Origin of the sequence: Massilia sp. UYP32 (genome assembly GCF_050434365.1) — a bacterium.
In the GTDB taxonomy this organism is placed as follows: domain Bacteria; phylum Pseudomonadota; class Gammaproteobacteria; order Burkholderiales; family Burkholderiaceae_D; genus Telluria; species Telluria timonae.
On record NZ_JBNDIK010000003.1, the window covers coordinates 60,957 to 85,876 of the forward strand.

Annotated in this window: 22 protein-coding genes; 11 read left to right on the forward strand and 11 right to left on the reverse strand. The window is 61.3% G+C overall.

Features of this window, described 5'->3' with window-relative positions:
- Positions 1-55: 55 nt before the first annotated feature.
- The 4 genes from ABIB42_RS03115 to ABIB42_RS03130 are packed head-to-tail and all read right to left on the reverse strand — an operon-like array spanning position 56 to position 6,213.
- Positions 56-316: a PAAR domain-containing protein gene (locus ABIB42_RS03115; RefSeq protein WP_081589879.1), complete on the reverse strand. Its 261-nt coding sequence runs from the start codon at positions 314-316 to the stop codon at positions 56-58.
- Positions 309-1,709 (reverse strand): T6SS immunity protein Tli4 family protein, encoded by a 1,401-nt coding sequence (locus tag ABIB42_RS03120; protein WP_219864960.1) that lies wholly within the window; start codon positions 1,707-1,709, stop codon positions 309-311. The genes ABIB42_RS03115 and ABIB42_RS03120 overlap by 8 nt, the downstream gene beginning before the upstream one ends.
- Positions 1,706-3,445 carry an esterase/lipase family protein gene (locus tag ABIB42_RS03125; RefSeq protein ID WP_219864961.1) on the reverse strand — a complete coding sequence of 580 codons (1,740 nt, stop codon included), beginning with the start codon at positions 3,443-3,445 and terminating at the stop codon, positions 1,706-1,708. Before ABIB42_RS03125 ends, ABIB42_RS03120 begins: the two co-directional genes overlap by 4 nt.
- A gap of 23 nt (positions 3,446-3,468) precedes the next feature.
- Positions 3,469-6,213: a type VI secretion system Vgr family protein gene (locus tag ABIB42_RS03130; RefSeq protein WP_229520511.1), complete on the reverse strand. Its 2,745-nt coding sequence runs from the start codon at positions 6,211-6,213 to the stop codon at positions 3,469-3,471.
- Between the two features lie 267 nt (positions 6,214-6,480).
- Between ABIB42_RS03130 and ABIB42_RS03135 the strand changes: the two genes are divergently transcribed.
- Positions 6,481-7,323: a hypothetical protein gene (locus ABIB42_RS03135; RefSeq protein ID WP_219864962.1), complete on the forward strand. Its 843-nt coding sequence runs from the start codon at positions 6,481-6,483 to the stop codon at positions 7,321-7,323.
- 3 nt (positions 7,324-7,326) lie between these two features.
- Here ABIB42_RS03135 and hemW read toward each other — a convergent pair whose 3' ends face one another.
- The 5 genes from hemW to ABIB42_RS03160 all read right to left on the reverse strand — a co-directional run bounded on the left by hemW (position 7,327) and on the right by ABIB42_RS03160 (position 11,900).
- Entirely contained in the window at positions 7,327-8,562 is a 1,236-nt protein-coding gene (gene hemW, locus ABIB42_RS03140) for a radical SAM family heme chaperone HemW (RefSeq protein ID WP_312485378.1), read from the reverse strand.
- Position 8,563: 1 nt separating this feature from the next.
- Complete coding sequence (gene rdgB / locus ABIB42_RS03145) at positions 8,564-9,154, reverse strand: RdgB/HAM1 family non-canonical purine NTP pyrophosphatase (RefSeq protein ID WP_005665933.1); 591 nt, start codon at positions 9,152-9,154, stop codon at positions 8,564-8,566.
- A 61-nt stretch (positions 9,155-9,215) separates the two neighbouring features.
- A complete protein-coding gene (rph, locus tag ABIB42_RS03150; protein ID WP_005665932.1) occupies positions 9,216-9,947 on the reverse strand; it encodes a ribonuclease PH in 732 nt (243 codons plus the stop codon).
- A 25-nt stretch (positions 9,948-9,972) separates the two neighbouring features.
- A complete protein-coding gene (locus ABIB42_RS03155) occupies positions 9,973-10,899 on the reverse strand; it encodes a PP2C family protein-serine/threonine phosphatase (protein WP_219864964.1) in 927 nt (308 codons plus the stop codon).
- Between the two features lie 2 nt (positions 10,900-10,901).
- Positions 10,902-11,900, reverse strand: a complete 999-nt coding sequence (locus ABIB42_RS03160) for a serine/threonine-protein kinase (RefSeq protein ID WP_184238963.1) — start codon at positions 11,898-11,900, stop codon at positions 10,902-10,904.
- A 94-nt stretch (positions 11,901-11,994) separates the two neighbouring features.
- Here ABIB42_RS03160 and ABIB42_RS03165 point away from each other — a divergent pair, with 94 nt between their 5' ends.
- The 4 genes from ABIB42_RS03165 to ABIB42_RS03180 all read left to right on the forward strand — a co-directional run bounded on the left by ABIB42_RS03165 (position 11,995) and on the right by ABIB42_RS03180 (position 16,302).
- Positions 11,995-12,882, forward strand: a complete 888-nt coding sequence (locus ABIB42_RS03165; protein ID WP_005665927.1) for a YicC/YloC family endoribonuclease — start codon at positions 11,995-11,997, stop codon at positions 12,880-12,882.
- Positions 12,883-13,045: 163 nt separating this feature from the next.
- Positions 13,046-13,693, forward strand: a complete 648-nt coding sequence (gene gmk, locus ABIB42_RS03170; protein WP_005665925.1) for a guanylate kinase — start codon at positions 13,046-13,048, stop codon at positions 13,691-13,693.
- Positions 13,694-13,775: 82 nt separating this feature from the next.
- Positions 13,776-13,979, forward strand: coding sequence for a DNA-directed RNA polymerase subunit omega (rpoZ, locus tag ABIB42_RS03175; protein WP_005665923.1), 204 nt, complete (start codon positions 13,776-13,778; stop codon positions 13,977-13,979).
- A 79-nt stretch (positions 13,980-14,058) separates the two neighbouring features.
- Positions 14,059-16,302, forward strand: a complete 2,244-nt coding sequence (locus ABIB42_RS03180) for a RelA/SpoT family protein (protein WP_005665921.1) — start codon at positions 14,059-14,061, stop codon at positions 16,300-16,302.
- A gap of 156 nt (positions 16,303-16,458) precedes the next feature.
- On the opposite strand, the gene ABIB42_RS03185 is transcribed toward ABIB42_RS03180, so the two are convergent.
- Positions 16,459-17,049: a biliverdin-producing heme oxygenase gene (locus ABIB42_RS03185; RefSeq protein ID WP_429247889.1), complete on the reverse strand. Its 591-nt coding sequence runs from the start codon at positions 17,047-17,049 to the stop codon at positions 16,459-16,461.
- Positions 17,050-17,077: 28 nt separating this feature from the next.
- Positions 17,078-17,644 carry a transcription elongation factor GreB gene (greB, locus tag ABIB42_RS03190; RefSeq protein ID WP_184238970.1) on the reverse strand — a complete coding sequence of 189 codons (567 nt, stop codon included), beginning with the start codon at positions 17,642-17,644 and terminating at the stop codon, positions 17,078-17,080.
- Positions 17,645-17,755: 111 nt separating this feature from the next.
- Between greB and ABIB42_RS03195 the strand changes: the two genes are divergently transcribed.
- The 6 genes from ABIB42_RS03195 (at position 17,756) to ABIB42_RS03220 (ending at position 24,779) form a co-directional block, all read left to right on the forward strand.
- The gene (locus tag ABIB42_RS03195) at positions 17,756-18,871 is read left to right on the forward strand and encodes an ATP-binding protein (RefSeq protein WP_429247890.1); all 1,116 of its coding nucleotides are present in this window, start codon (positions 17,756-17,758) and stop codon (positions 18,869-18,871) included.
- Positions 18,868-19,515, forward strand: coding sequence for a response regulator (locus tag ABIB42_RS03200; protein ID WP_005665914.1), 648 nt, complete (start codon positions 18,868-18,870; stop codon positions 19,513-19,515). Before ABIB42_RS03195 ends, ABIB42_RS03200 begins: the two co-directional genes overlap by 4 nt.
- Before the next feature lie 134 nt (positions 19,516-19,649).
- Positions 19,650-21,278 carry a GGDEF domain-containing protein gene (locus ABIB42_RS03205; protein WP_429247891.1) on the forward strand — a complete coding sequence of 543 codons (1,629 nt, stop codon included), beginning with the start codon at positions 19,650-19,652 and terminating at the stop codon, positions 21,276-21,278.
- Between the two features lie 62 nt (positions 21,279-21,340).
- A complete protein-coding gene (gene fliB, locus ABIB42_RS03210; protein WP_005665911.1) occupies positions 21,341-22,573 on the forward strand; it encodes a flagellin lysine-N-methylase in 1,233 nt (410 codons plus the stop codon).
- Between the two features lie 321 nt (positions 22,574-22,894).
- Positions 22,895-24,346, forward strand: a complete 1,452-nt coding sequence (locus ABIB42_RS03215) for a flagellin (RefSeq protein WP_005665909.1) — start codon at positions 22,895-22,897, stop codon at positions 24,344-24,346.
- An 85-nt stretch (positions 24,347-24,431) separates the two neighbouring features.
- Positions 24,432-24,779: a flagellar protein FlaG gene (locus tag ABIB42_RS03220; protein WP_005665907.1), complete on the forward strand. Its 348-nt coding sequence runs from the start codon at positions 24,432-24,434 to the stop codon at positions 24,777-24,779.
- Positions 24,780-24,920 lie beyond the last annotated feature (141 nt).

Below are 24,920 nucleotides of genomic sequence, written 5' to 3' on the forward strand. Positions count from 1 at the left end.
AGCGATAAAGAAGAATACCGTTTGATCTGACATCGCTACGGAAATCCGCTCCTGATCACTTGTGGTTGAAGTTGTTCACTGTTGATACCAGCGTCGCACCACAGCTGGTCTTGTGGCCTTCATAAGCGACGGGAAGACCGCCAATGGTGTGTTTTGCCTCTCCTTCCACAATAGTGACTGGACCATGTACAGGGCAAGTACATGTGTCGCCGACACACGCCACGGCAAGACCGCCGACAGTGAAGTGCGTAGCGGCGACTTTGCTTACTTTTCCGCCGTGACTGGTGGGGTCGTTCAAGCGAATCACGTTAGGCATCGTCTACCTTCGCATCGTTGCCTGCTTGTGGAATTCCAGCGCCTTTTGTCTCGACCGAGAATACAGATGGCAGGTCATATTCGACTAACTTCCACTCCACCGTTGCTATTTGGTGCGTGTTACCGATCAGCGTATTCCATAAACTCGCACCGCCATCAGCCAACACAGGTGGCAACTTGTCGCCTGCCGTGAAGAGTCGACGCCTTTCTCCCTCAATTTTCCGCTTTTCCAGGCATTCCCACCAACCCGATTGAGGACATATATCTCCAGACTTCCTTACACTTTCAAGCGATACCGTGGGCGGCGGTGCAGGCGGCGGCGTGGCGTCGCTTGGCCGGCGCACACGGATAGTCGGGAGGAGCTTGTCCCACAATGCCAATGCCGCCTCGTCGGTAAGGCTCGGCCTGACACTTGCCTTGGCGTTTTCCTTTACGCCAGTATCCATGCGAATATCCAGTAGCGGGTGCAGGGCGTCGTGACGCTGGCCCACACTGAAGAACCTAAATTCGTGCGCGTCGGTATCGTCTTTGTATTCCGGTCTTCTGGTCAGAATTTCTTCACCTTCCCAGCCGTCAAGTTGACGACGACCTTCGCGCAGTGTTGTGATGCGTGCGAAGAAGCTTGCGAGCTGAATAACACTAGCGCGCTCCCTGGCACTCTTACGCATGGCCGAGGGACTGCTGCTTTCCTGCAAATAATCACGATTTTTTAGCGTCTGTATCGAAAAACGGACATCCGGGAACTCTTTGAAACGAAGACCAAAAGCAGTGTTTTCATATTCTGGCTGAATATCGACAAATCCTCCATCGACACAAAATCCCTGTCCAACTGGAATTTCGTAATCATCACGCGGGCGCAGTTGCGTAGCAAACCGATTCATCTCTCGAACTGCTTCCTCTGCCTCTGCCACATTTCCTCTCTCCAGAATAAACAAATCTCTTCCTATCGGCATGTAAGAATGGATAGTATAGCCGATCGAACTTTTCGCCCCAAATACCAATTTCTGACCAGGCAACACTCCATCTCTTATTTTTCCGACCAATGGAAAATCCTGGACTTGATCTTCTGGAATATAATCCTTTTCCTCTTTTGCTTCGCCAAGCCGAGACGAGGCAAATTCCGCAAGCCTATCAGCCTGATCTCGATAAACACTGAAACTGCCATTTAACTCTGCCGGCCCATGCACCATGATCGCGCCATCCGGCACGGCAATGACAAATCGTCCGAAGCATACGAGACGAGTCTTTTCAAACATTTCACCAATGCGGCCATGTGACTTACTCATCAATTCTCCAGCGAATATAGAAAATCCGTAGCTCACCCCGGAAGCAATGACTAATGAAAAAATCGTTGCAGTCACCCACGAATTTGGGGATAACGAAAGTTTTTTCATTTTTCAGACCATCTCATTGTAGATATGATTTTTAATAAGCTGTACAAGGTAGCATCTATCACTGCCTTATCGTCATAGCTTGCCTGGTGCTCATACCCAGACTGTCTGAAAATTCCCTTGAATTTTCCGCTCCTAAGCTGAGCATCGCCTGAGTGTAGCGGGACAGTTTGGTCTCCCGGTTCTGCGGCAGCCTGCATATCAGCATCGAATACCTTGTCGGGAGATTTCTCGGCTATCGTCTTATCTAGCAGTTTCAATTCTCCCTTCTGGTCATCTTCGACGATGCTCAATGCTTCAGCATCACGAAAAACCGCTGTATCATCTGCTCGCCATACAACTTTATGCCATGCTTTCCTTTCGGCATCCGCACCATAATGAGCGTAGCTATTTTCATGGTATGTATTTTCGATGTGTTCATGAAATTTCTTAGCCTCGTCCAAATGACGGAGAGTTTGCGAAATTCCAGCCGTATTCAAACCAGCCGGGTTAATCCACTCTTCGCGAAATAGACCATACCATTTTCCTCTTTTCTTATATATCTCCTCATAGGGACATTCTTCGGGCCAGCTCTTTACCATCTCGTCATTCTTTCTAAACTCCAACCAGTGCTTTCCATAAAGTCGACTGGGAAGTAATTGCAGCACTCCTGGAGCACCCGCGAGGACGGCAGTAACATCCTTTCCATTATTTCCTAGGATTGCCGCGCCTATGGTAGTTGGAAGGCTGTACCACGTACTCTCAACACCGCAGCGCATACGTTTATATGCAGCGCCCGCTCCGACAGCGGGCATGACCCCGTGTATGACACCAAGTACTTTGTCATTGATTTTTCCTATCTTAGGATGAATTGCGGCGCGGGCCACTAATCCACCCATGGAATGGGTTACCAAGACTACTTTCTCACACCGAAATCCCTGCTTTTGATAATCATCTATAAGACTATTAATTCTTCTTGCGATATCAACACCAGATATTCTATTACTCCTAAGCCAGTTATACCCCATGGCGTGAACAGGAAACCAGCACCCTCTAACAGCAACCCGGATGGCACCCACATCGATTGCGGTCATTGATGATTTTTTATGCGCCCCCCATTTGGCAGGATCAACATTAACGATATGCTTGCTTAAATACGTTTCAATATTTCCGTTCGAAAATGCTGAATTCAGCTTGTTTTCGCAAACCGCCAGAATAGACTGATAGCTACCGAAATACACCTCACCCCAGCCCCGCTCCCGGGCCTTCTGGTCTTGAGTTCGACCATTTTTTGCACCAGGAGGATCTCCCTGTAGTAGAGGACCGTCAAGTCGCCTCCATCCGCCATAGCCCCATGAATAACGCACCGCCTCGTTTCTCTGATCAGAGCTTTCGCTTCGATTCCCGGTTTTGTTTTTTACCGGATCATATGTATCTACCTCAGTAACTTCCGGATCGAGGCGCAGTTGCCGCTCTGCAGGACTGTCATCATATTGTTGAATCGTGACAGAGGAATTATCGGGGCGCCACGATATATTGTGATCCTGCCCTATTTTCTCTTGCCGATCCATCCTTAAGCGCAGATTTGACCCCATAATTCCGGGGATAAAAATAATAGGCAGCACCTTCCTAGGTAAAGTACATTTTACTTGTGGAGTTCGATCTTGTCGTGGTGTAACGAAGCCGTGAGAAACGTTTCCTTGCCTGTTTTTCGGATTCACTGGAAGCTTGTATCCATAAGGCCTGAAAGAAGAATTCATATCGCACCTCCTCGCCAAAGCATTCAGTCATCGAGTGCTTCGATAGTGTAACCACCGAACGGGATATCAGTTTTAAAATTCTCCGTCATCCCGTCGGCGGTGGTACGCCCTTCAATGACCTGTCCATCTTCTAATGTCACCCGATAACGCTGATTGCCAAGCGGCTCACCAGTCGATAGATCCGCCAACCGCACGCGCTGGTCATGTTCAACCATGCTCTTCGGCATGCGCATGGAAAGCGAACCTCCGTCACCAGCACCTGGAAACTCGGTTTTCGAAGATTTGACTGTGAAACTGCCAGTGCATTGATGCGTAATTGCGCCATCCCCGAGTGCCACTTGCGCACCTTGGGTCACAACCGTCACCTTCGGGGATTGCAAGACGATTTCTTCGGTGGCGGAAAGGACGATACGTTTCGCCGATGTGATCTCCACGTTCTCATCCTGCGCCTCGATTTCAACCTTTCCGCTTCCCGCAACCAACTTGGCCCCCAGTGAATGCGCAAACAAACTGATTCCCTGCAGGGCATGAAGGATCAACTTGCGTCCGGCCGAAACCTGCGTATTTCGAACGCTGACCAGATCGATATGGCTCTGCGCCCCAATCGCCACGCCCGCCTGACTACCCAGCAGCACTCCGGCCGGCGCTTCGATAGCGACAATCGGCTTCCCGCACTCTCCCGACGCCGATTTGCCCGCTGCGTTGCTGCCATCCTCCCATTGCTCAAGATGCGACTTAAGCTGCGCCAGCGATTCTCCTTCGACTGCATCCGTCTCATGCGTCTCGGCCAGCTCTGCCAATTGCGTCTGTATAGTCGACAACGCCTCTGCGAGGCCAGCCAATCCATCGCGATCGAGCAACCGCCCCACAGCGCGCAGTGACGCATCCGCACTGATAAGAATCCCTTGCCCGCCCCGCAAGGACAACGCTGCGTCAGTACGCAGTTCTGCACCTTCACCACGCGGCTCGGCCGAACCGTCACGCCTTGGCTGCGTGAGATAACCGAGATTCAGCTGGCTATGCGCGTGTTCGCTCCCAAGCTGCGCACTGATCTGCCCCGGCGTATCGTCCATGCGAAGCTGATTGGCCCGCATCCCTTGCCCTTCCTTGCTCACGATTCCAGAAAGGTGCTTGTCGCCGGGAAGAACGCTATTGCGGCTGAACGAAGGTGACGGCGTTCGAGCGCCATGGACGTTCCCGATGATGAGGGGTTTGTCCGGATCGCCGCCCAAGAACACGACGACGACCTCGTCGCCGACGCGCGGCAGGGAGATAGCCCCATATCCGTTACCCGCCCACCCTGAAGCAACGCGCAACCAGGCCGAATCACGATCACTGCCGGAAGCGCCAGCGCCATCCGCATGCGCATGGTCTTCCGGCCGGCACGCAGGGAATCGGACCTTGATCCGACCACGCTCGTCGCAGTGGATCTCTTGATTCACAGGTCCGACCACGATAGCGGTCTGCGCCTCGGTTCGCGGAAGCTCGATGCGCGGATCGTAGGCGGGAACGATCGGGATCCCCCGCCGCACACACGTAAATCGGTTCGTGTAACGCACGCCGCGTTCAGCACTGGCATGCATCAAGGCGGCGCGATCGCCGCTCCAGCGGTTCAGGGCGAACAGACGCCCGGCCTTTTCGTCGAGCGTTTTCGGCAAGTTGTTTTCGGCTTCCACCCGCAGCTCGGTGCAGACGAATTCCCGTTGATCAGCTGGATGGGTATCGATCTCCGGATGCCCATCGATGCGACGCCACTGCCCAACCCGCATGTCCCGATCGCCGCTTTCTCCCTGGAAGAACTTGGCCTCGTATTCCTTGCGTTGCATGCGCAGCACGCCAAGGCTCCGATAGTCGTCGCCATTGTCACCAGCATGTGGCGAATCGATCAGGTACTCATCGAGACTGGCAGCGAACTGATTCCCCATCGCTCCCTGATCGACGAGACTCGTTTCCTGGCTAGTCATGGACCACGTCTGAGCGTAATCCCAGCTATGGCGATTGACACGCCCAGCCGTCAGGTTACGTACCGCATGCCAGGAGGTGATACTGTCGCGTTGCTCGGTACCGTGATCACGGTGGTAGCGCGCCGCACCGGCCGGATTCTGCTCCAGCGCGTTAGGACTATCGAAAAGGACCAGCGTATGGACCGGGACATCGCTGCTTCCTCGTTCATTCGAGGCGCCCGCCTTGATGAACCATGCGATACCCCGACGCTTCCAGAGACGCCGCAAGAAAGCAGCGTTGGATTCGTTGTACTGCATCGTAAACTCGCGTGGTGGATACTGCTTCAACCCGCCCCACTCGAAACGAAATGCGGCCGCCGCGATCGGATTGGCCTGGCGCCACTCGCGCAAGATGGTTTCGGTGATGTCGATCTCGTTGCGATTGCGGAAAACCCGTGTATTGCAGGTTTGCTCGAGCAGCGAAACAGCGTCCCGAATCATCAACTGGTAAGTTGCAAGCCCGCCGTCGCTCTGCCCTTCGATCACGCCACCGATGATCCCGCATACGGTACGAAGCTTGCCCGAGTCTGTCACGAATTGAAGTTCGACCGGATTGGCGATGAAGCGCTTGAGCTCCATGCCCGCCTGAAGTGACACGCACTGCAGCGCATATTCAATCCCCCCGCAGATCGTCTCGACCCCGCTGACATATTTCACCAGCAGCAGATCGTCGACGATACCGCTTGGGGTGGACAGACGCAGCCGTATGGCGCGGTTCATGTCGGTCAAACTACCAGCAGCGGCGGCAAACTTATCGATAATCACGGTATCCACCTCATGTGAGCAGTTCGCTAATGCCTATGAGCAAACCCGATCATAGCCATGGCACCTTTCCACGAGGTTGATGGTGCGCAACTCTCCACTGGCACCGCAGCCGGGCGCGCCTGCGCGTGGGACAACGAAAACCGGCACGTTCCGTCTTGTCCAAGTTGTAACGCGGAATTGCCAGTGCGGCGGGGCGTGCGGCCAGCGATTTGGATACACTGGCTCCATCGACTGTCGACGATGCGCCCCGCGGCGCAGTGTGACGCCATGCGCAATTTTTTCAACTCACACTGGAAAGTCATCCTCGCGATCCTGCTGGCGATCGTGCTGGCCCTGGTGACCCTCGACACCAGGTCGAGTGTGCCGCCGCTGGCGATGCGCCTGCAGATGCACACCCAGGCGCTGGCGTCCGCCGCGTCGGCCAAGCCATACAGCGCGCTGCGCCATGTCGAAACCTCGTTGCGGCGCTACGGTTACTCCCCTCACGTACGGCAAGGCGGCGACGCGGCGCATCCGGGCCGCAGCATCGAGGTGGCGGTGTCCAGGCTGGCGCCCGGCGAGCGCCCCGCCCGCACCTTCATCGTCGGCGCCCACCTCGACCAGGATGCCCCTGCGGGGATCGCCGGCGCCGCCGCCGTGCTCGAACTGGCGCGCGCGGCCAGGACGCTGCATCCCGCCTACGGCACCGAAGTCCGCTTCGTCTTTTTCGTGAATGATGAACCTGCCGCAGGAGCGGACCGGCGCGCCATCGCCGCGCGCCGCGATGGCGGCAACTTCATGGCCTTCATTGGAACGCGCGAATCGTCGACCCAGGTGCGCCAGGCGCTGGCCGCCTTGCGCAACGATCCGATGCAAGCCCGGCAAGGACTGGCGGCGCCGGCCCACGTGATGGGACTCACCCTGTCGGGGCATGGCAGCGGGCCGGAAGACGGGCCTGCGCTGGTGATCACCGATGCCGGCTTCCTGCGCTTCCCTTATTTCCACGCCGGGGCTGAGCCCGACCAGGAGCAAAACCGGACGCAGGATCGCAACGACTACGACGGCATGGCGCGCATCGTCGGTGGTCTCTCCCGCACCCTGGAGGCGCTGGCCGGCGCGGTTGAAATCTAGGTCTTACTCGGCCAGGAACATCTCTTGCAGGTCGTTCAGGAAGCGCTGCCCCAGCTCGGTCGGCTTGATCAGCTTGTGGTCGCGGTAGATCAGCCCTTTCGCCTCGGCCTCGTTCAGCGCCTTCGTGATGGCGCCGATGTTCATGCCGGTGCGTTCGCCGAACAGGTTCGGATCGAAGCCGCCGGTCAGGCGCAGCGCGTTAAGCATGAATTCGAAACCCATGTCGGCGCGGCCGATCTCGTGTTCTTCCTGCACCGGATTGCCGCGCTTGGCGGCCTCGATGAACGACGCCGGCTGCTTGAAGCGCGCCTGGCGCAGCACGCGGTGCGGGAACGAGAGCTTCGAGTGTGCGCCGGCGCCGATGCCGAGGTAGTCGCCGAACTTCCAGTAGTTCAGGTTGTGGCGCGCGCGCCGGCCCGGCTGGGCATAGGCCGAGACTTCGTAGTGTTCGTAGCCCGCGGCGCCCGTCACCTCGGCGATCATGTCCTGCATGTCGGCGCTCAGGTCGTCGTCCGGCAGCGCCGGCGGATACTTGGCGAATACCGTGTTCGGTTCCATCGTCAGGTGGTACAGCGACAGGTGCGGCGGCGCGAACGACAGCGCCGTTTCCAGGTCGCGCCGTGCCTCTTCCAGGGTCTGCGACGGCAGCGCGTACATCAGGTCGAGGTTGAAGTTCTCGAAGGTGTTCTTCGCGATCTCGACCGCGCGCAACGCTTCGTCACCATCATGGATGCGGCCCAGCGCCTTCAGGTGCGCCGGATTGAAGCTCTGGATGCCGATCGACAGCCGGTTGATGCCGCTCGCGCGGTAGCTCTTGAAGCGCTCGGCCTCGAAGGTGCCGGGATTGGCTTCCATCGTGATCTCGGCGTCCAGCTCCAGCGGCAGCAGGGTGCGCAGGTCGGACATCAGGCGGTCCAGGCCGGCGGCCGACATCAGGCTCGGCGTGCCGCCGCCGATGAAGACGGTGTGGATCTTGCGGCCCCAGATCAGCGGCAGCGATTGCTCCAGGTCGAGGCGCAGCGCGTCCAGGTAGGCCTGCTCGGGCAACTCTCCCTTCGCCTCGTGCGAATTGAAGTCGCAGTACGGGCATTTGCGCACGCACCAGGGCCAGTGCACGTACAGCGACAGCGGCGGCAAGGCGGAGAGGTTGAGCGCGCCCGGCTGCAGGTATTGCAGCGCGGCGCTGGCCGGCGAACGCGGCTCGCTCGGCCCGGGGGCGGCGACTTTAATCGGGATCATGTCAGGCGGACTTCAGTTTCTCGACCAGCGCGCGCAGCGCCTGGCCGCGGTGGGACAGTGCGTTCTTCTGTTCCGGCGCCAGCTCGGCGGTGGTCTTGCCGAGCGACGGGATCAGGAAATGCGGATCGTAGCCGAAGCCGTTCTCGCCGCGCGGATTGGCGATGATCTCGCCATTCCAACGGCCGTCGGCGATCACCGGCTGCGGATCGTCCGGATGGCGCACATAGACCAGCACGCAATAGTAATAGGCCGATTTGTCGGCAAGCCCTGCCAGGTCGGCGACGAGCTTCTGGTTGTTGCGGGCGTCCGATTTCGGCTCGCCGGCAAATCGCGCCGAATACACGCCCGGCGCGCCGCCGAGCGCATTCACGCACACGCCCGAGTCGTCGGCCAGCGCCGGCAGGCCGGTCAGGCGCGACGCGTGGCGCGCCTTGGCCAGCGCGTTCTCGACGAAGGTGCCGAACGGCTCTTCCGCCTCCGGCACGTCGAATTCGCCCTGCGGGTGCAGTTCGAAACCGATGGGGCCGAGCAGCTGGGCGAACTCCTTCAGCTTGCCGGCGTTATTGGAGGCGAGGATCAGGCGTTGGGTCATGGTTATGCGGGTTGGATTGGATAAGCCGGCTATTTTACCGGCTTCACACACCCCATGCAGGTCACAGGAGCCGCAAGGCCTGCTTCTGCAGGTGGATCAGGTCGGCGATGCCCTGCTGCGCCAGGTCCAGCAGGCGGTTCATGCCGGCGCGGTCGAACGCCGCGCCTTCGGCCGTGCCCTGCACTTCGATGAAGTGGCCGGCCTCGGTCATCACCACGTTCATGTCGGTATCGCAATCCGAATCTTCCGGATAGTCGAGGTCGAGCACCGGCTCGCCGCGATACACGCCTACCGATACCGCCGCCACGAAGTGGCGCACGGGGATCGCCGGAATCAGGCCGGCCGCCACCAGCTTGCCGAAGGCGTCATGGGCCGCCACCATGGCGCCGGTGATGCTTGCCGTGCGGGTGCCGCCGTCGGCCTGGATCACGTCGCAATCGAGGTGCAGCGTGCGCTCGCCGAAGGCTTCCAGGTCGAAGGCGGCGCGCAGCGAGCGGCCGATCAGGCGCTGGATTTCCTGGGTGCGGCCGCTCTGCTTGCCGCGCGCGGCTTCGCGGTCCATGCGGCTATGGGTCGAGCGCGGCAGCATGCCGTATTCGGCGGTCAGCCAGCCCTGGCCCTTGCCCTTCAAGAAGCCCGGCACCTTCTCTTCGATGCTGGCGGTGCAGATCACCCTGGTGTCGCCGAACTCGATCAGCACCGAGCCTTCGGCGTGGCGCGTGTAGTTGCGGGTGATGGAGACGGGACGCAGCTGGTCGACCGCGCGGCCGCTGGGGCGCTGTTCAAATGTCATGATGGTTGCTTTCTTGTTTGCTTGTTTACTTGATGACCTGGGATGACTTCTCGATCGCCGCACGGATCTCGGCGATCGCTTTTTCGATGTCGTCGTCGCCGAAGGCGTCCGCGCCACCCGGGGCGGCCTCGGCCCCGACGATGGTCGACCTGACCATGTCCTCGCCCAGCAGCTGGGTCGAGATCACATTGGGCAGGCCGGCCTGCGCGGTGTCGGCGCCCTGCCAGGCGATGGCCAGCGCGGTCGTGTTGTCGGCCTGGGCGCCGCCGACGGCGGCCGCGGTCTGCACCATCGCGGGCACGGCCTGCACCACGCTGCCGGTCGCCAGGCGGTGCACGATCTCGGCCTCGGGCAGCATCGACCACAGGCCGTCGGAGCACAGTAGCAGCACGTCGCCCGGCTGCAGGCTGACCTGGTGCGACAGCTCGATCTTCGGCGCGCTCGAGGCGCCCAGGCAGTTGTACAGCTTGTTGCGGTCGGGGTGGGTCGCGCGCTCGCTCGGATCGGCGCGCCCGCGGTCGACCAGGTATTCGAAATGCGAATGGTCGCGCGTGCGCGCCAGCACCTGGTTGCGCCGCACCCAGTACAGGCGCGAGTCGCCGGCATGGGCCCATACCGCGCAGTTGTGCTGCACCAGGCAGGCGACGACGGTCGTGCGCGGCATCTCGGGCAGGCCGTGGGTGGCGGCATAGGCCTGGATGTCGTGGTGGGCCTGCAGCAGCGCTTCTTCCAGGAAGCGCTCGGGGCGTTTGACGTAGGGACGCGCCTGCATGCGGAACATCATCGACACCGTCTGCAGCGCGATGGTCGCGGCGATCTCGCCGTTCATGTGCCCGCCCATGCCGTCGGCCAGCAGGAGCAGCAGCGAGTCGCGCGTGAAGCAGTAGCCCATGCGGTCCTGGTTGACCTTGCGGCCGCCGATATGGCTTTGCTGGTAGACGGAGAATTGCATGATTACCCCTGGCCGCGCCCGAAGGCGCCGAGACGGTCGACGAGTCCGCGCCAGCCGCCGCGCGCCTGTGCCGGCGCCGATGGGGACACCGATGCGGACGCCACCGCGCGCGGCGCCGCCGGTGCGGCCTGCAGCGCTTTCTGGATCGCGAACACGCTCTGCGGACGCGCGAGCGGATCGAGCGCCAGGCAAGATTGCACGAGGTCGATCAGCTCGGGCGAATAACGTCCCACCAATGTATCCAGCTGCTCGAGCAGCCGGTCGCCGGCGCGCCGGGCCTCGACCGACTGCGGCGTCGTGGCGCTCATGCAGGCCAGCATGGCGGCGCCCAGGCTGTAGATATCGGTCCACGGTCCGAGGCTGGCGCCGCGCGCGGACAGCTCGGGCGCGGCGAAGCCCGGCGTGTACATCGGCGCCAGCATCGGCGCATCGCTGTGCAGGGTCTGGCGCGCGGCGCCGAAGTCGAGCAGCAAGGGGGAGCCGTCGGTGCGCAGGTAGATGTTGGCGGGCTTGAGGTCGAGGTGCAGCAGCTTGTTGGCGTGCACCTCGCGCAGGCCGGCGCAGACGCCCGTAAATACCTGGCGCACGAACCCCTCGCCCAGGCGGCTGCCCTTGGCGGCGGCGCGCGCGATGTGTTCCTGCAGCGAGTGCCCGGATTCGTAAGCCATCACCATGTAGACGGTGTCGTGGGCGCGGAAGAAGTTCAGCACGCGCACCACATTCGGGTGCACGATGCGCGCGAGCGCCCTGCCCTCTTCGAAAAAGCACTTGAGGCCGATACGGAACACGGCCAGGTGGGGCTTGGCGACGACGGGCACCAGTTCGCCCGGCTGGCGCAGCGCGAGCGCGCTCGGCAAATACTCCTTGATGGCGACCGCATTGCCCTCGCCGTCATAGGCAAGGTAAACAATACTGAACCCACCGGACGCAATTTTCTTTACAATGCGGTATCCGGCAATGTCCAGCCCATCGGGCAGGGGAGCGTTATTCTGTGCAGCCATCCAAGTGGGTTTCCTTGCTAAACAGGGCGATTGTGTGGATAAATGTCGGCTTTGTAAAGAATAAAAACCGGGGATCCCATTGAGCATTTCAAGCATGACAGGTTATGCGGTCGCCACCAGCGAAGGCGCTGCAGGAACCCTCACGATCGAAATCAAGAGCGTCAATTCGCGCTTCCTCGATCTCCAGTTCCGCATCAATGACGAATTGCGCGCGCTGGAACCCGACCTGCGTTCGGCGATCATGGCCGCGATCACGCGCGGCAAGGTCGAGGTGCGCCTGTCGTTCGGCCGCAAGGTCAGCGGCGGCTCCTCGGCGCTGAACCAGGAACTGCTGGCCGACCTCGCCCGCCTGCAGGGCGAAGTCACGCGTCACTTTGCCCAGGCATCCCCGATGACGGTGGCCGAGCTGCTGCGCTGGCCCGGCGTCATCGAAGAATCGACGATCGGCCAGGAGTCGCTCCAGCTTGATGTGGCCGCCCTCACCGCCACCACCATCGCCGCTTTCGTCGACAGCCGCAAGCGCGAAGGCGCGGCGCTCGAATCGATGCTGCAATCGCGCATCGAATCGATGGAAGCCATCGTCAAGCGCATCACGCCGCTGATCCCGCAAGTCATTTCGCAATTCCAGCACAAGGCGGTCGAGCGCATGCAGGACGCCCTGGGCCTGGCCGGCCACGGCAATCCGTCGACGCTCACGCGCCAGGAAGTGCTGGAGCGGATCCGGCAAGAAGTGACGCTGTACGGCATCCGGATCGACGTCTCCGAAGAGCTGTCGCGCCTGTCGGCCCACCTGAACGAGACCCGCCACATCCTGAAAAAAGGCGGCCAGGTCGGCAAGCGCCTCGACTTCATGATGCAGGAACTGAACCGTGAAGCGAACACGCTGGGCGCCAAGGCCTCGGTCAAGGAGCTGGCGGATGCGTCGATGGAACTCAAGCTCCTCATCGAGCAGATGCGGGAGCAGGTGCAGAATCTGGAGTGATCCGGCAGTAAAAGATTTTTCGGCTGATCCAGGGCCGGTTGAACGCGTTGACGGGAAACCCGTCAACCCTACGTGGGGTTGGCGGCTACGCCGCCGACGCGTTCAGCGTTTACATGAACTACCGCGGCCCGCGCCGCACCAACGTATTGACAAAGGATTTACCATGCTCCCACACGCCTTCTCCGGCAGCCTGTTCATCGTCGCCGCCCCGTCCGGCGCCGGCAAATCGAGCCTGGTCAACGCCCTGCTGGCGCAGGAACCCGGCATCAAGCTGTCGATCTCGACCACGACCCGCAAGCCGCGTCCGGGCGAGCTGGATGGCGAGCATTACCACTTCACTACCGCCGAGGATTTCGTCACCCGCGCCGAACGCGGCGAATTCCTGGAATGGGCCGAGGTGCACGGCAATTACTACGGCACGAGCCGCCTGACCGTCGAACAAGAGATGAAGAACGGCACCGACATCCTGCTCGAGATCGACTGGCAGGGCGCGCGCCAGGTGAAGAAACTGTTCCCGGACGCGGCCGGCATCTTCATCTTGCCGCCGTCGATCGAGGCGCTGGAAGAGCGCCTGCACAAGCGTGGCACGGACGAGCCGCACATCATCACGCGCCGCCTGCTGGCGGCCGGCGGCGAGATGGCTCACGCTCCGGAGTTCGAATATGCTATCATCAACGAAGAGTTTAACGTCGCCCTGGCCGAACTGCAGGCGATTGTCAAAGCGACACGTTGCCGGTTCGCCCAACAGGCCGCCCGCAACGCTACGCTGTTTGCCCAGCTGGGAATCCACGCGCATCAACCTCAATCGTGATCAGCGCGCCATTCAGGCGCGCTTTTCACCGTTGTCGTTACCCGTTTTGAACTGAATTTTTTCGCATATCAGGAGCACACACATGGCCCGCATTACCATCGAAGACTGCCTCAAGAACGTCCCGAACCGCTTCCAGCTGACCCTGGCCGCTACCTACCGTGCTCGTCAGTTGCTGCAAGGCCACACCCCGAAGGTCGAAGCGAAAGACAAGCCGACCGTCGTCGCCCTGCGCGAAATCGCCGCCGGCAAGGTTGGCCTGGAAATGCTGAAAAAAGTGCCGATGTAATTCCCTTCGGGGTTGCCTGGATTAGCGTTATCCCGTCTTCTGTTATTCTGTGATCACTACGGCTTGACGATTTAACGTAATGAACCTGTCCCCAGATTCGACCAATACACGCAACCCTGCTGCTCCACGCGAGCGGCGTGCCGACAATCGTCCTCCCGATTACCTCGAGCCCGTCGCTCCCGGCGTCGCATCGGTCACGCAGCTGATCACGATGCTGTCCGAATACCTCACGCCCGCCGAACTCAAGAAGGTCAAGGAAGCCTACCGCTTCTCCGACGAGATGCACCTGGGCCAGGTCCGCAAGTCGGGCGAGCCCTATATCTCCCATCCGATCGCCGTCGCCGAGATCTGCGCCGAGTGGAAGCTCGATGCGCAAGCCATCATGGCCGCCCTGTTGCACGACGTGATCGAAGACCAGGACGTCAAGAAAGACGAACTGATCGAGCGTTTCGGCGCCCAGGTCGCCAACCTCGTCGACGGCCTGTCCAAGCTCGAAAAGATCGAATTCCAGAGCCAGCTCGAAGCGCAGGCGGAAAATTTCCGCAAGATGCTGCTGGCGATGGCGTCCGACGTGCGCGTGATCCTGATCAAGCTGGCCGACCGCCTGCACAATATGCGCACCCTGGGCGTCATGGTGCCGGCCAAGAAGCGCCGCATCGCCGGCGAGACGATGGAAGTGTACGTCCCCATCGCCCACCGCCTCGGCCTGAACAATATCTACCGCGAGCTGCAAGACCTCTCGTTCTCGCACCTGTATCCGCTGCGCTACCAGACGCTGTCGAAGGCGATCAAGGCCGCGCGCGGCAACCGCCGCGAAGTGGTCAAGAAGATCCTCGAGGCGGTCAAGAACCAGCTCGCGACCAGCGGCCTGCAGTTCGAAGTCTATGGCCGCGAAAAGACGCTGTACGGCATCTATAAAAAGATGCGCAACAAGCACCTGTCGTTCTCGCAGGTGCTCGACGTGTATGGCTTCCGCGTCGTCGTCGACAGCGTGCCCAACTGTTATGTGGCGCTCGGCACCCTGCACGCCCTGTACAAGCCGATGCCCGGCAAGTTCAAGGACTATATCGCGATCGGCAAGATCAACGGCTACCAGTCGCTGCACACCACCCTGATCGGCCCCTACGGCACGCCGGTCGAGTTCCAGATCCGCACGCAAGAGATGCACCGCACCGCCGAGAGCGGCGTGGCGGCGCACTGGCTGTACAAGACGGGCGACTCGAACATGTCCGACCTGCAACAGCGCACCCATGCCTGGCTGCAGTCGCTGCTCGACATCCAGCAGCAGACCGGCGACTCGGCTGAGTTCCTCGAACACGTGAAAGTCGACCTGTTCCCGGATTCGGTGTATGTGTTTACGCCCAAGTCGAAGATCATCGCCCTGCCGCGCGGCGCCACGGCCCTGGATTTCGCCTACTCGATCCACACCGGCATCGGCGACCACACGGTGGGCGTCAAGATCAACAACGAAGACCAGCCGCTGCGCACCGAGCTGCACAACGGCGACATCGTCGAGATCATCACCGACCCGGAATCGCGCCCAAGCCCGACCTGGCTCACTTTTGTGCGCACCGGCAAGGCGCGCTCGGCGATCCGTCACCACCTGCGCGCGATCGACGTCAACGAATCGGTCGACCTGGGGCAGGAATTGCTGGCCCAGGCGCTGGCCGTACGCAATATCAAGCCAGACCTGTCGGACGCCGTCATCGAGCGCCTGCTGGCCGAAACCTCGGCCAAGTCGATGGAAGAAATGTATGCCGACATCGGCATCGGCAAGCGCATGCCGGCCCTGGTGGCGCGCCATATCTTCGGCCTGATGGAGGGCGACCCCGAACTGCTGCCGTCGAGTAAACCCCTGCCCGCCAGCGAGATCGCGCCGGTCACGATCTATGGCAGCGAAGGCGTGGCGGTGCAACTGGCGCCCTGCTGCCTGCCGATCCCGGGCGACCAGATCACCGGCCAGCTGCGGCGCGACCAGGCGCTGGTGGTCCACACCTGCGACTGCCTGCCGGCCAAGCGCATCCGCGCCAAGGAACCGGACCGCTGGATCGCGGTGCAGTGGGGTGACGAGCTCAACCGCCGCTTCGACTGCCGCATCCGCCTGTTGATCAACAACGAAAAAGGCATTCTCGCCCGCGTGGCCGCCGAGATCGGCGAGTCGGACGCCAACATCACCTATGTCGGCATGGACGAGGATGACGAGCACAGCATGACGCAGCTGCGCTTCACGATCCAGATCAAGGATCGGGTGCATCTGGCGCAGCTGATTCGCAACTTGCGCCGGGTGGCGGGGGTCAATCGCGTGGAGCGGGAGCGGTCGTAAGCTTGCCCGCCGTCGTTCCCGCGCAGGCGGGAACCTAAGTTTTACGCTTGGAGTTAGATCCAGCAGCGCCACTCAGCATGCAACCTTGGGTTCCCGCCTTCGCGGGAACGACGTGCTGAAGGTGCGGGCTGCGGGGTGCGAGCTGTGGTCAGCCGATCAGGCTTTCTTGTCGATACTCAGCGCCAGGATGCTATCAAACGCCGCACACGCCCCCGCGCACGCGTCGGCAATCTCGTCCGGCGACTTCACGTGTTCTTTCAGCGCCAGCATGAACACGCGCCAGCGCGGCCCCGGGCCTTCGTCGGCCCCGCGCAGGTAGCGCAATGGATGCGGCGCCAGCCGTTCCGAGAGCTTTCCGTACAATACCTTCCCGCCCAGCTGGGATCCTTCGATCACGTAGGCCACGCCCCAGCGGTAGGCGGCGCTGGCATCCTGCGGCCAGGCACGCGGGTTTGACGGCGCGCACAGCGGCGGCATGCCCGGCTCATTCAGATCGGCGTCGATCAGCGCCAGCCGCCCGAGCGCCGGCAACACCGTCTGCGGACCGTCGGCGAAGCCGTCCAGCCAGCCCTGCAGCGGCGCCAGCCAGTCGCGCACCATCGTCAGGTGCGTGGCATAGTCGCGCACGTCGGGGGCAGGACCGGACAACGGCAAGCCGCTGTCGAGCCGTTCGTGGCGTGCGGAAGTGGCGGCGCGCAGCGCGGCCAGGGCGTCCAGGTCGGACGCCGGGTCGTGAGGTCGGTTCATGACCTCATCTTAGCAGCCAACCCGGAACTCAGTCGGCCACGGGTTCGGGATAATCGACCGAGATAATCTCCAATTCGTCCATGCCGAGCGGGGTCTGCAGCGGCACCACGTCGCCCTCGCGGCACTTGGTCAGCGCGCGCGCCACCGGCGACACCCAGCTGATCTTGCCCTTCAAAGGATCGAGCTCGTCCACGCCGACGATGGTGACGGTGTGCTCTTCGCCGGCCTTGTTGATGTAGCTCACCGTGGCCCCGAAAAAGACCTGGTCGTTGCCGTAGTGAACAGTCGGGTCGACCACGAAGGCCGAATCCATGCGCTTGGTGAGAAAGCGGATGCGGCGGTCGATCTCGCGCAGGCGGCGCTTGCCGTAGATGTAGTCGCCGTTCTCGGAACGGTCGCCGTTCGACGCAGCCCAGTGCACGATGCGCACCACCTCGGGCCGGTCGACGTCGATCAGCTGCAGCAGCTCGTCCTTGATGCGCTGGTAGCCGGCCGGGGTGATGTAATTCTTGGCGCCGGCAGGAATCGCCTGCGCCAGGGCCAACGCTTCTTCGTCGTCGTCGTTATCGGACTCTTTTACAAATGCCTTATTCATGACCTTATTGTAACGAGACTTGGCGTCGCCTGCGCCAGGATTCGCGCGCTTTTATCGTATGATGCAGACAAGCCAAAGCAGTGCACGCAAAAGAAGCGACGAGACAAAACAATGAGCCTGCCCTCTCCTTTCCATACCGAACATCCTCCCACCTCCGGCCTGGTCTACCAGTTCGTCCTGCACCCCGACGGCAGCACCAGCTTCCCCTGCCTGAACGAAGGCTGCAGCGCGCTGCTCGGCCTGGCGCCCGGCGAGCTGCAGGCCGATCCCGCGCTGTTCGAAAGCCTGATCCTGCCGGAAGACCGGCGCGCCTACCACGAGGCGATGCGGCAGTCGGCCGCCGCCCTGGCGGCCTGGAACTGGGAAGGACGGATCCGCATCCCGGCCTGGAACGACGTCAAGTGGATCAACCTGCGCGCCACCCCGCATACCCGCGAGGACGGCGCGGTACAGTGGGATGGCATCATGACCAATATCACGGCAAGCAAGCAGGAGCAGGAAGAATCGCACCGTTCGCGCGAGCGCCTGGCCGAGCTGACCGCGCATATCGAGCAGGCCAAGGAAGACGAGCGCACCCGCATCGCGCGCGAGATCCACGACGACCTGGGCGGCAACCTCACGGCGATCAAGATGGCGCTGGCCATGCTGTCGGCGCGCCTGCCGCCAGACCAGCCGGACCTGCACGACAAGGCGAACTACGTCGACGGCCTGGTCGACCGCACCATCGAGGCGGTGCACCGCATCTCGCTCGACCTGCGCCCGAGCACGCTCGACCTCGGCATCGTCGCCGCACTGGAGTGGCAGGCGCGCGAATTCGAGAAGCAGATGGGGATCGCCGTCATCATGCGCTGTCCGCATCGAGACGATGAGGACCTGGAGCTCGAGCCCGACCATGCGAGCGCGCTGTTTCGCATCTTCCAGGAAGCGCTCACGAACATCGCCAAGCATGCCAATGCGACCCGGGTCACGGTGTCGCTGCGGCGCCAGCGCAACCTGCTCACCCTGTCGATCTGCGACAACGGCCGCGGCGTCCAGCCCGCCGACCGCCTCAAGCCGCAATCGTTCGGCCTGCGCGGCATGAGCGAGCGCGCCAGCGCGCTGGGCGGCACGCTGGCCTTGTCGTCCGCGCCCGGAGGTGGCACGATGGTGACCATCAAGACCAGGCTGGCATCCAGGCCTGCCGCGCAGCAGGCGGCGGCCCACAAGGCAGCGCAAGAAGAAGAATGACCGACAAAGTAAACATCCGCGTTTTCATCGCCGACGACCATGCCATCGTGCGCGAGGGCCTGAAGCAGATCCTGGCCGAGCAGCGCGACATCAATGTCGCCGGCGAGGCCGAGAACGGCGTCGACGCCGCCCGGCTGGTGGGCAAGTCCAAGGCCAACGTGATGCTGCTCGATATCTCGCTGCCCGACCGCAACGGCATCGACGTGCTCAAGCAAATAAAGAAAGACCGGCCCGAGCTGGCGGTGCTGATGCTGTCGATGCACCGCGAAGACCAGTACGCGATCCGCGCGCTGAAGGCCGGCGCGTCCGGTTATCTCACCAAGCAGAGCGCGCCGCGCGAGCTGGTGACGGCGATCCGCCAGGTGGCGGGCGGCCAGAAATACGTGAGCGCGGCGCTGGCCCAGACCCTGGCCAGCTCGATCGGCGCCGACCACGAGGCGGCGGTGCACGAAGGCCTGTCCGACCGCGAGTACCAGACCCTGACCATGATCGCCTCCGGCATGACGGTCAGCGAGATCGCGCGCGAGCTGTCGCTGTCGGTCAAGACCATCAGCGAATACCGCGCTCGTTTATTGGTCAAAATGAAACTCAAGACCAGCGCCGAGCTGACGACCTACGCCATCCGTAACGGTTTGGTGGACTGAATGTGACATTTTCGTTGCGCTGCGGCGGCAACCGGTGCGCTCAAGGACTATGTTACTGTTTTTTAATTGATGCATGGCAAAAAAGCTGATTATCATGTCGCCAATCCCGCGAATTCGTCATTGCGCAGTAATCCATGTCCATCTCGTCCACTCCCGCCGCGCCCGCCGTGAACCAGCCAGCCAATCCTGCTGCGAATCCCGCTGCGAATCCTGCTGCGAATCCCGCTGAAATCGCACGCGAGGCGTTCCGCCGCCTCGCCACGCGCCGCATCGCGCCGACGCCGGACAATTACCGCGCCATCTATGACGAGATCGCCGGCATTCCGCCGGCGCCGCCGGCAGCAGCTCCCGCGCCGGCGCCGGACTCGGGCGCGATCGAGGTCCTGGCCGGCTTCGCGCGCCGCATGGCCGAGACGCCGGGCGAGCTGTCGGAGTACGGCCGCCGGATGACGCGCGCGGTCAAGCTGGAAGACTGGACCGGCTATACCCAGGCGCTGGGACAAATGTCTGAGCGTCATTTGCGCCGCAACACCCCGGTGATGGCCCTGGGCGACGAGGAACCGGACACCGTCCTGCTGCGCGAGATGCTGGCGCGCACCCTGTCCTTCGCCTGCGCCTCGCTGCTGAGCGGCGACGCCGAACTGTCGGCCGAGGCCGAAGCGCTCGGCGCGGCGGTCAAGACCGCCGTCGGCGAGTCCGAACTGCAGGACATCGCGGCGCGCCTGAAGCAATTGTGCTTCCAGATCGAATTGCGCAAGGACGACGGCGCCGAACGGCAGGACCTGCTGCTGCGCCTGTTCCGCCTGCTGCTCGACAATATCGAGGGCCTGCTCGACGACGACAACTACATGCGCGGCCAGGTGCTGGTGGTGCAGGAACTGATCAAGGGCCCGCTCGACACGCGCGCGCTGGAAGACGCCACCCGCGGCCTGAAGGACGTGATCATCAAGCAGGGCCACCTCAAGCACGGCATCGACGACGTGCGCGGGGCGATGAAGAACATGATGATGACCTTCATCGACCGCCTCGGCTCGGCCGCCGCCGCCACCAGCGACTACCACGCCAGGCTGGGCGGCTTCTCGGAACGCATCGGCAAGGCCACCGACGTGAACGAGATCAACGGCGTGCTCGACGAAGTGCTGCGCGAGATGCGCAGCGCCCAGGACGAGGCGCTGGCCTCGCGCGACCGCATGGTCAGCGCGCATAAAGAGGTGCAGGAGGCCGAGCAGCGCATTCGCGAGCTGGAAGCCGAGCTCCAGCATATGAGCGAACTGGTGCGCGAAGACCAGCTCACCGGCAGCCTCAACCGACGCGGCCTGGACGACGTGTTCGAGCGCGAGAGCGCGCGCGCCGACCGCAGAAAGACGCCGCTGTGCGTGGCCCTGCTCGACCTCGACAATTTCAAGCGCCTGAACGACACCTATGGCCATATGGCGGGCGACGCCGCGCTCAAGCACCTGGTGAAGGTGGTGCGCGAGACGCTGCGCTCGATGGACGTGATCGCCCGCTTCGGCGGCGAGGAATTCCTGATCCTGCTGCCGGAGACCACGGTCGAGGCGGCGGCGGCGGCGATGGTGCGGGTGCAGCGCGAGCTGACCAAGCACTTTTTCTTGCACGATAACGAGAAGATGCTCATCACGTTCTCGTGCGGGGTGGCGCTCCGGGTGCCCAACGAAGAGCAGGCGTCGCTGATGGCGCGCGCCGACAAGGCGATGTACCAAGCCAAGAATAGCGGGAAGAATCGGGTGGTGATCGCGGATTGAGGGAAGACTTGCTTGGCATACACTACGCGGTGTTATGTCCAACCAGATCGACTGTCCAGACCATGCCCATCCTGCATCGCACCCAGACCCTGTCCGCCCTCATGCCGCGCTTCGTGGAGCGCTTCCGCTGCATTGGACCGAGCTGCGAAGATACGTGCTGTTCTGGCTGGATTGTTCAGGTAGACAAGAAAACGTACAAGGCCTACCGTAAGGAATCAGTCCCCGCACTCGAAAACATGGTCGCCAATACCGTGCGCCTGGATGAAATGACATCGAACGGCGGCTATGCTGTCATCAGACCGGTTGGTGAACTCAAGCAGTGTCCTGCGCTCGCTGATGGCATGTGCTCGGTGCAGTCGAACCTGGGCGAATCCTATTTGCCCAATGTATGCCATTCCTATCCTCGAACTAACCGCAGGCTCCACGGCCAGGTTGAGCAGACGATTACCTTGTCGTGCCCCGAGGCAGCGCGTCTGGCATTGCTGGCTGAGGATGCATTCGAATTCGTTGAGACACCGGTCCATCTGCGTGGCTCCGCGCTCCTCGAGGTAAGCCAATGCGCCGGTGTGACACCCGAGTTGATGGTCGAAACCCGGATTTTCTGCCTGAACCTGATGCGTACGCGCGAACTCGCCTTGTGGCAGCGCCTTGCGATACTTGGCACGTTCTGCGATGCCTTGACCCATCTCTGCATCAGAAACGAGCAGGCCACTATCCCTGCCTTGATCAACGATTTTGTGCACTTGATCGAAAACGGCGAGCTATTAGCAACGCTGAATAGCATCCAGCCAAATCACGAAGCCCAAGCAATGGTTTTTGCCACACTGTGGGCTGCCAAAGGATTCGATACCGTATCGCCTTTCCAAAAGAGCATGATCGAACAGATCGCGTCCAAATTTGGAGCTGATGTGTATGGCCAGGTCAGCGCTGAGCGGTTGGTCACGGCCTACCGGCATGGTCTGGAACGCCTGGATGAAGCGCTGTTGGAGGCCCCATGGTTTCTTGAGAATTATGTTGTGAATGAGATGTTTAGCCAGCTTGTTCCATTCAACGGCAACAATCCCTATGAAAGCTACTTGCGCCTGATCGCGCGCTTTGGCCTGCTTCGCACGCTGCTGGCCGTGCAGTGCAATACGGCAGGCGACGTGCCACCGTTAGCCACCTTGGCGGCGACGGCGCAGATGCAGTGTCGCCGGTTCCAGCATGATCCCGCCTACTCCAATCGCGTCAAGGATTCCTTGTTCGAAAGCGGATGGGCGGAAATGAGCAAGCTATATACATTACTCCGGACCTGATCCGGACCATCGGTCACTGCAAGCGCGACAACAAATCAGCTGAGCTCAGCCCTGCCCGGCCAGTTGCGGAAACAAATTTAGCCTGCAAAAAAAACTTTTTTATCCCTAAAGTTCCTCATTCAATTGCCGCCAAGAGACGCCATGCTTGGCCGATGTGCTTGAAAACTCTCAATTTTTTCAAACGTGGCCCTAAACTTTTTCCATAGGGCACCGTTACCAGCAACAACAGCGGTTTGAACGTCGCGGAACAGCGCGACGGACCAAAGTACACAGCAGCAAGGTCGCTGCACCCTGAAAGACCACGTCTCTGGAGTAGACACCATGGCATCCGTCATCAATACCAACGTTGCATCCCTCAACTCGCAGCGTAACCTGTCGTCCTCGCAAGCTTCCCTGAACACCTCGATCCAGCGCCTGTCGTCGGGTCTGCGCATCAATAGCGCCAAGGACGACGCCGCCGGCCTCGCGATCTCCGATCGCATGCAGTCGCAGATCAAGGGCATGACCCAAGCCACCCGCAACGCCAACGATGGCGTGTCGATGGCCCAAACCGCAGAAGGCGCCCTGGCAAGCTCGGGCGACATCCTGCAGCGTATCCGCGAGCTGGCAGTGCAATCGTCGAACTCGTCGAACTCGGCCAGCGACCGCAAGGCCCTGCAGACCGAAGTCACCCAACTGACCTCGGAACTGAACCGTATCGCCAACACCACCGAATTCAACGGCCAGAAGCTGATGGACGGTTCGATGGGTACCGCGAACTTCCAGGTCGGCGCCAACGCAGGCCAGCTGATCTCGATGACGGGCGCGAACTTCAACACTACGACCTACGGCAACAACCGCCTGGAGAACAATGCAAAAGCGGCTGGCACCACTGCCCTGACCGGCGGCGCCTTGGTGATCAATGGCTCGGAAGGTTCCAAGACCCACACCGTCGGTGCTGGCGAAACGGCCAAGACCACTGCAGCAGGTATCAACAAGCTGAGCGGCGACACCGGCGTGACCGCCACCGCAAAGACCGAAGCACTGCTCAAGGCTACCACGGCAGACAAGTCGTACACGTTCACGCTGAAAGGCGACAACACCACCGACGCGGTCACCATTTCGTTCTCGGTCGGCAAGCAGGACGCGAACGGCTATGCCGCAGCCATCAGTGCCTTCAATGCGCAATCGGCCAAAACCGGCGTTACCGCGTCGTACGACGAATCCGGTGGCGTCAAGCTGACCCATGCGGAAGGCAATGACATCCAGCTGACCAACACCACCGTTGGCCAGACCGCAACCCTGGACACTTACAAAACCGATGGCACCTCTGTTGGCGCGGCAACCATGGCAGCTGCCGGCGGCGCTGCTACCGCCAAGGGAACCATCACCATGGACTCGGAAAAGAGCTTCTCGGTGACGGATGCAAGTGGCTGGGGTCTGGCTGCCGGCACTACCAGTGGTGCATCGGCTCTGAAATCGGTGGCTGACCTCGACATCAGTACCTTTGACGGCGCCCAGCTGGCGATCAAGACTGCTGACGCAGCGCTAGCCTCGGTCAACAGCAAGCGCGCTGAATACGGCGCACTGCAGTCGCGTTTCGAATCGGCGATCTCGAACCTGGGTTCGTCGACCGAAAACCTGTCGGCATCGCGCAGCCGCATCGTCGACACCGACTTCGCTGCCGAAACCGCGAACATGACCCGTGGTCAGATTCTGCAGCAGGCTGGCACCTCGATGCTGGCCCAGGCCAACTCGCTGCCGAACGGCGTCCTGTCGCTGCTGCGTGGCTGATCGCCCAGGCAGTAACGACAACGCGAAGTAAGCGGTTCCTCGGCTGAAGAAATTCAGCCGGGGAATTTTTACTAGGGGAATCGACATGCAGATCCAATCAATGGGTTCGTCGCCCGCACCGAAGCTGGATGAACGTCCAGCCGCGGTGGCCGGGCAAGCTGCGGTCGTGGGGCGCCAGCAGGCCCCCGACGCGCCAGCCTCCGCACCGGGCAAGGAAGAAGTGTCGGCCGCCGTCAAGAAGCTCAACGAGGCCATGCCGCCTTCGGCCCAAAGCCTGGAATTCGAGATCGACGAGGATAGCAAGCAAGTCGTCGTCAAGCTCATCGACCAGAGCACCAAGGAGGTGGTTCGCCAGATCCCCACCGAAGAAGCCCTGGAAATGGCCAAGTCGATCGACAAGATGCAGGGATTGCTGATCCGGCAAACCGCCTGACCGCCAGCGCCGCCATGAAGCGCCACATCCGCGAGGATGTGGCGCTTTTTTCATCGGCATACCGCGCCGGTTACCGGATGCTGTTCAGCAAAATCAAAATAAAGCCGCATTTACCGCTCTTAAGTCCGCTTTGTTTCTGTC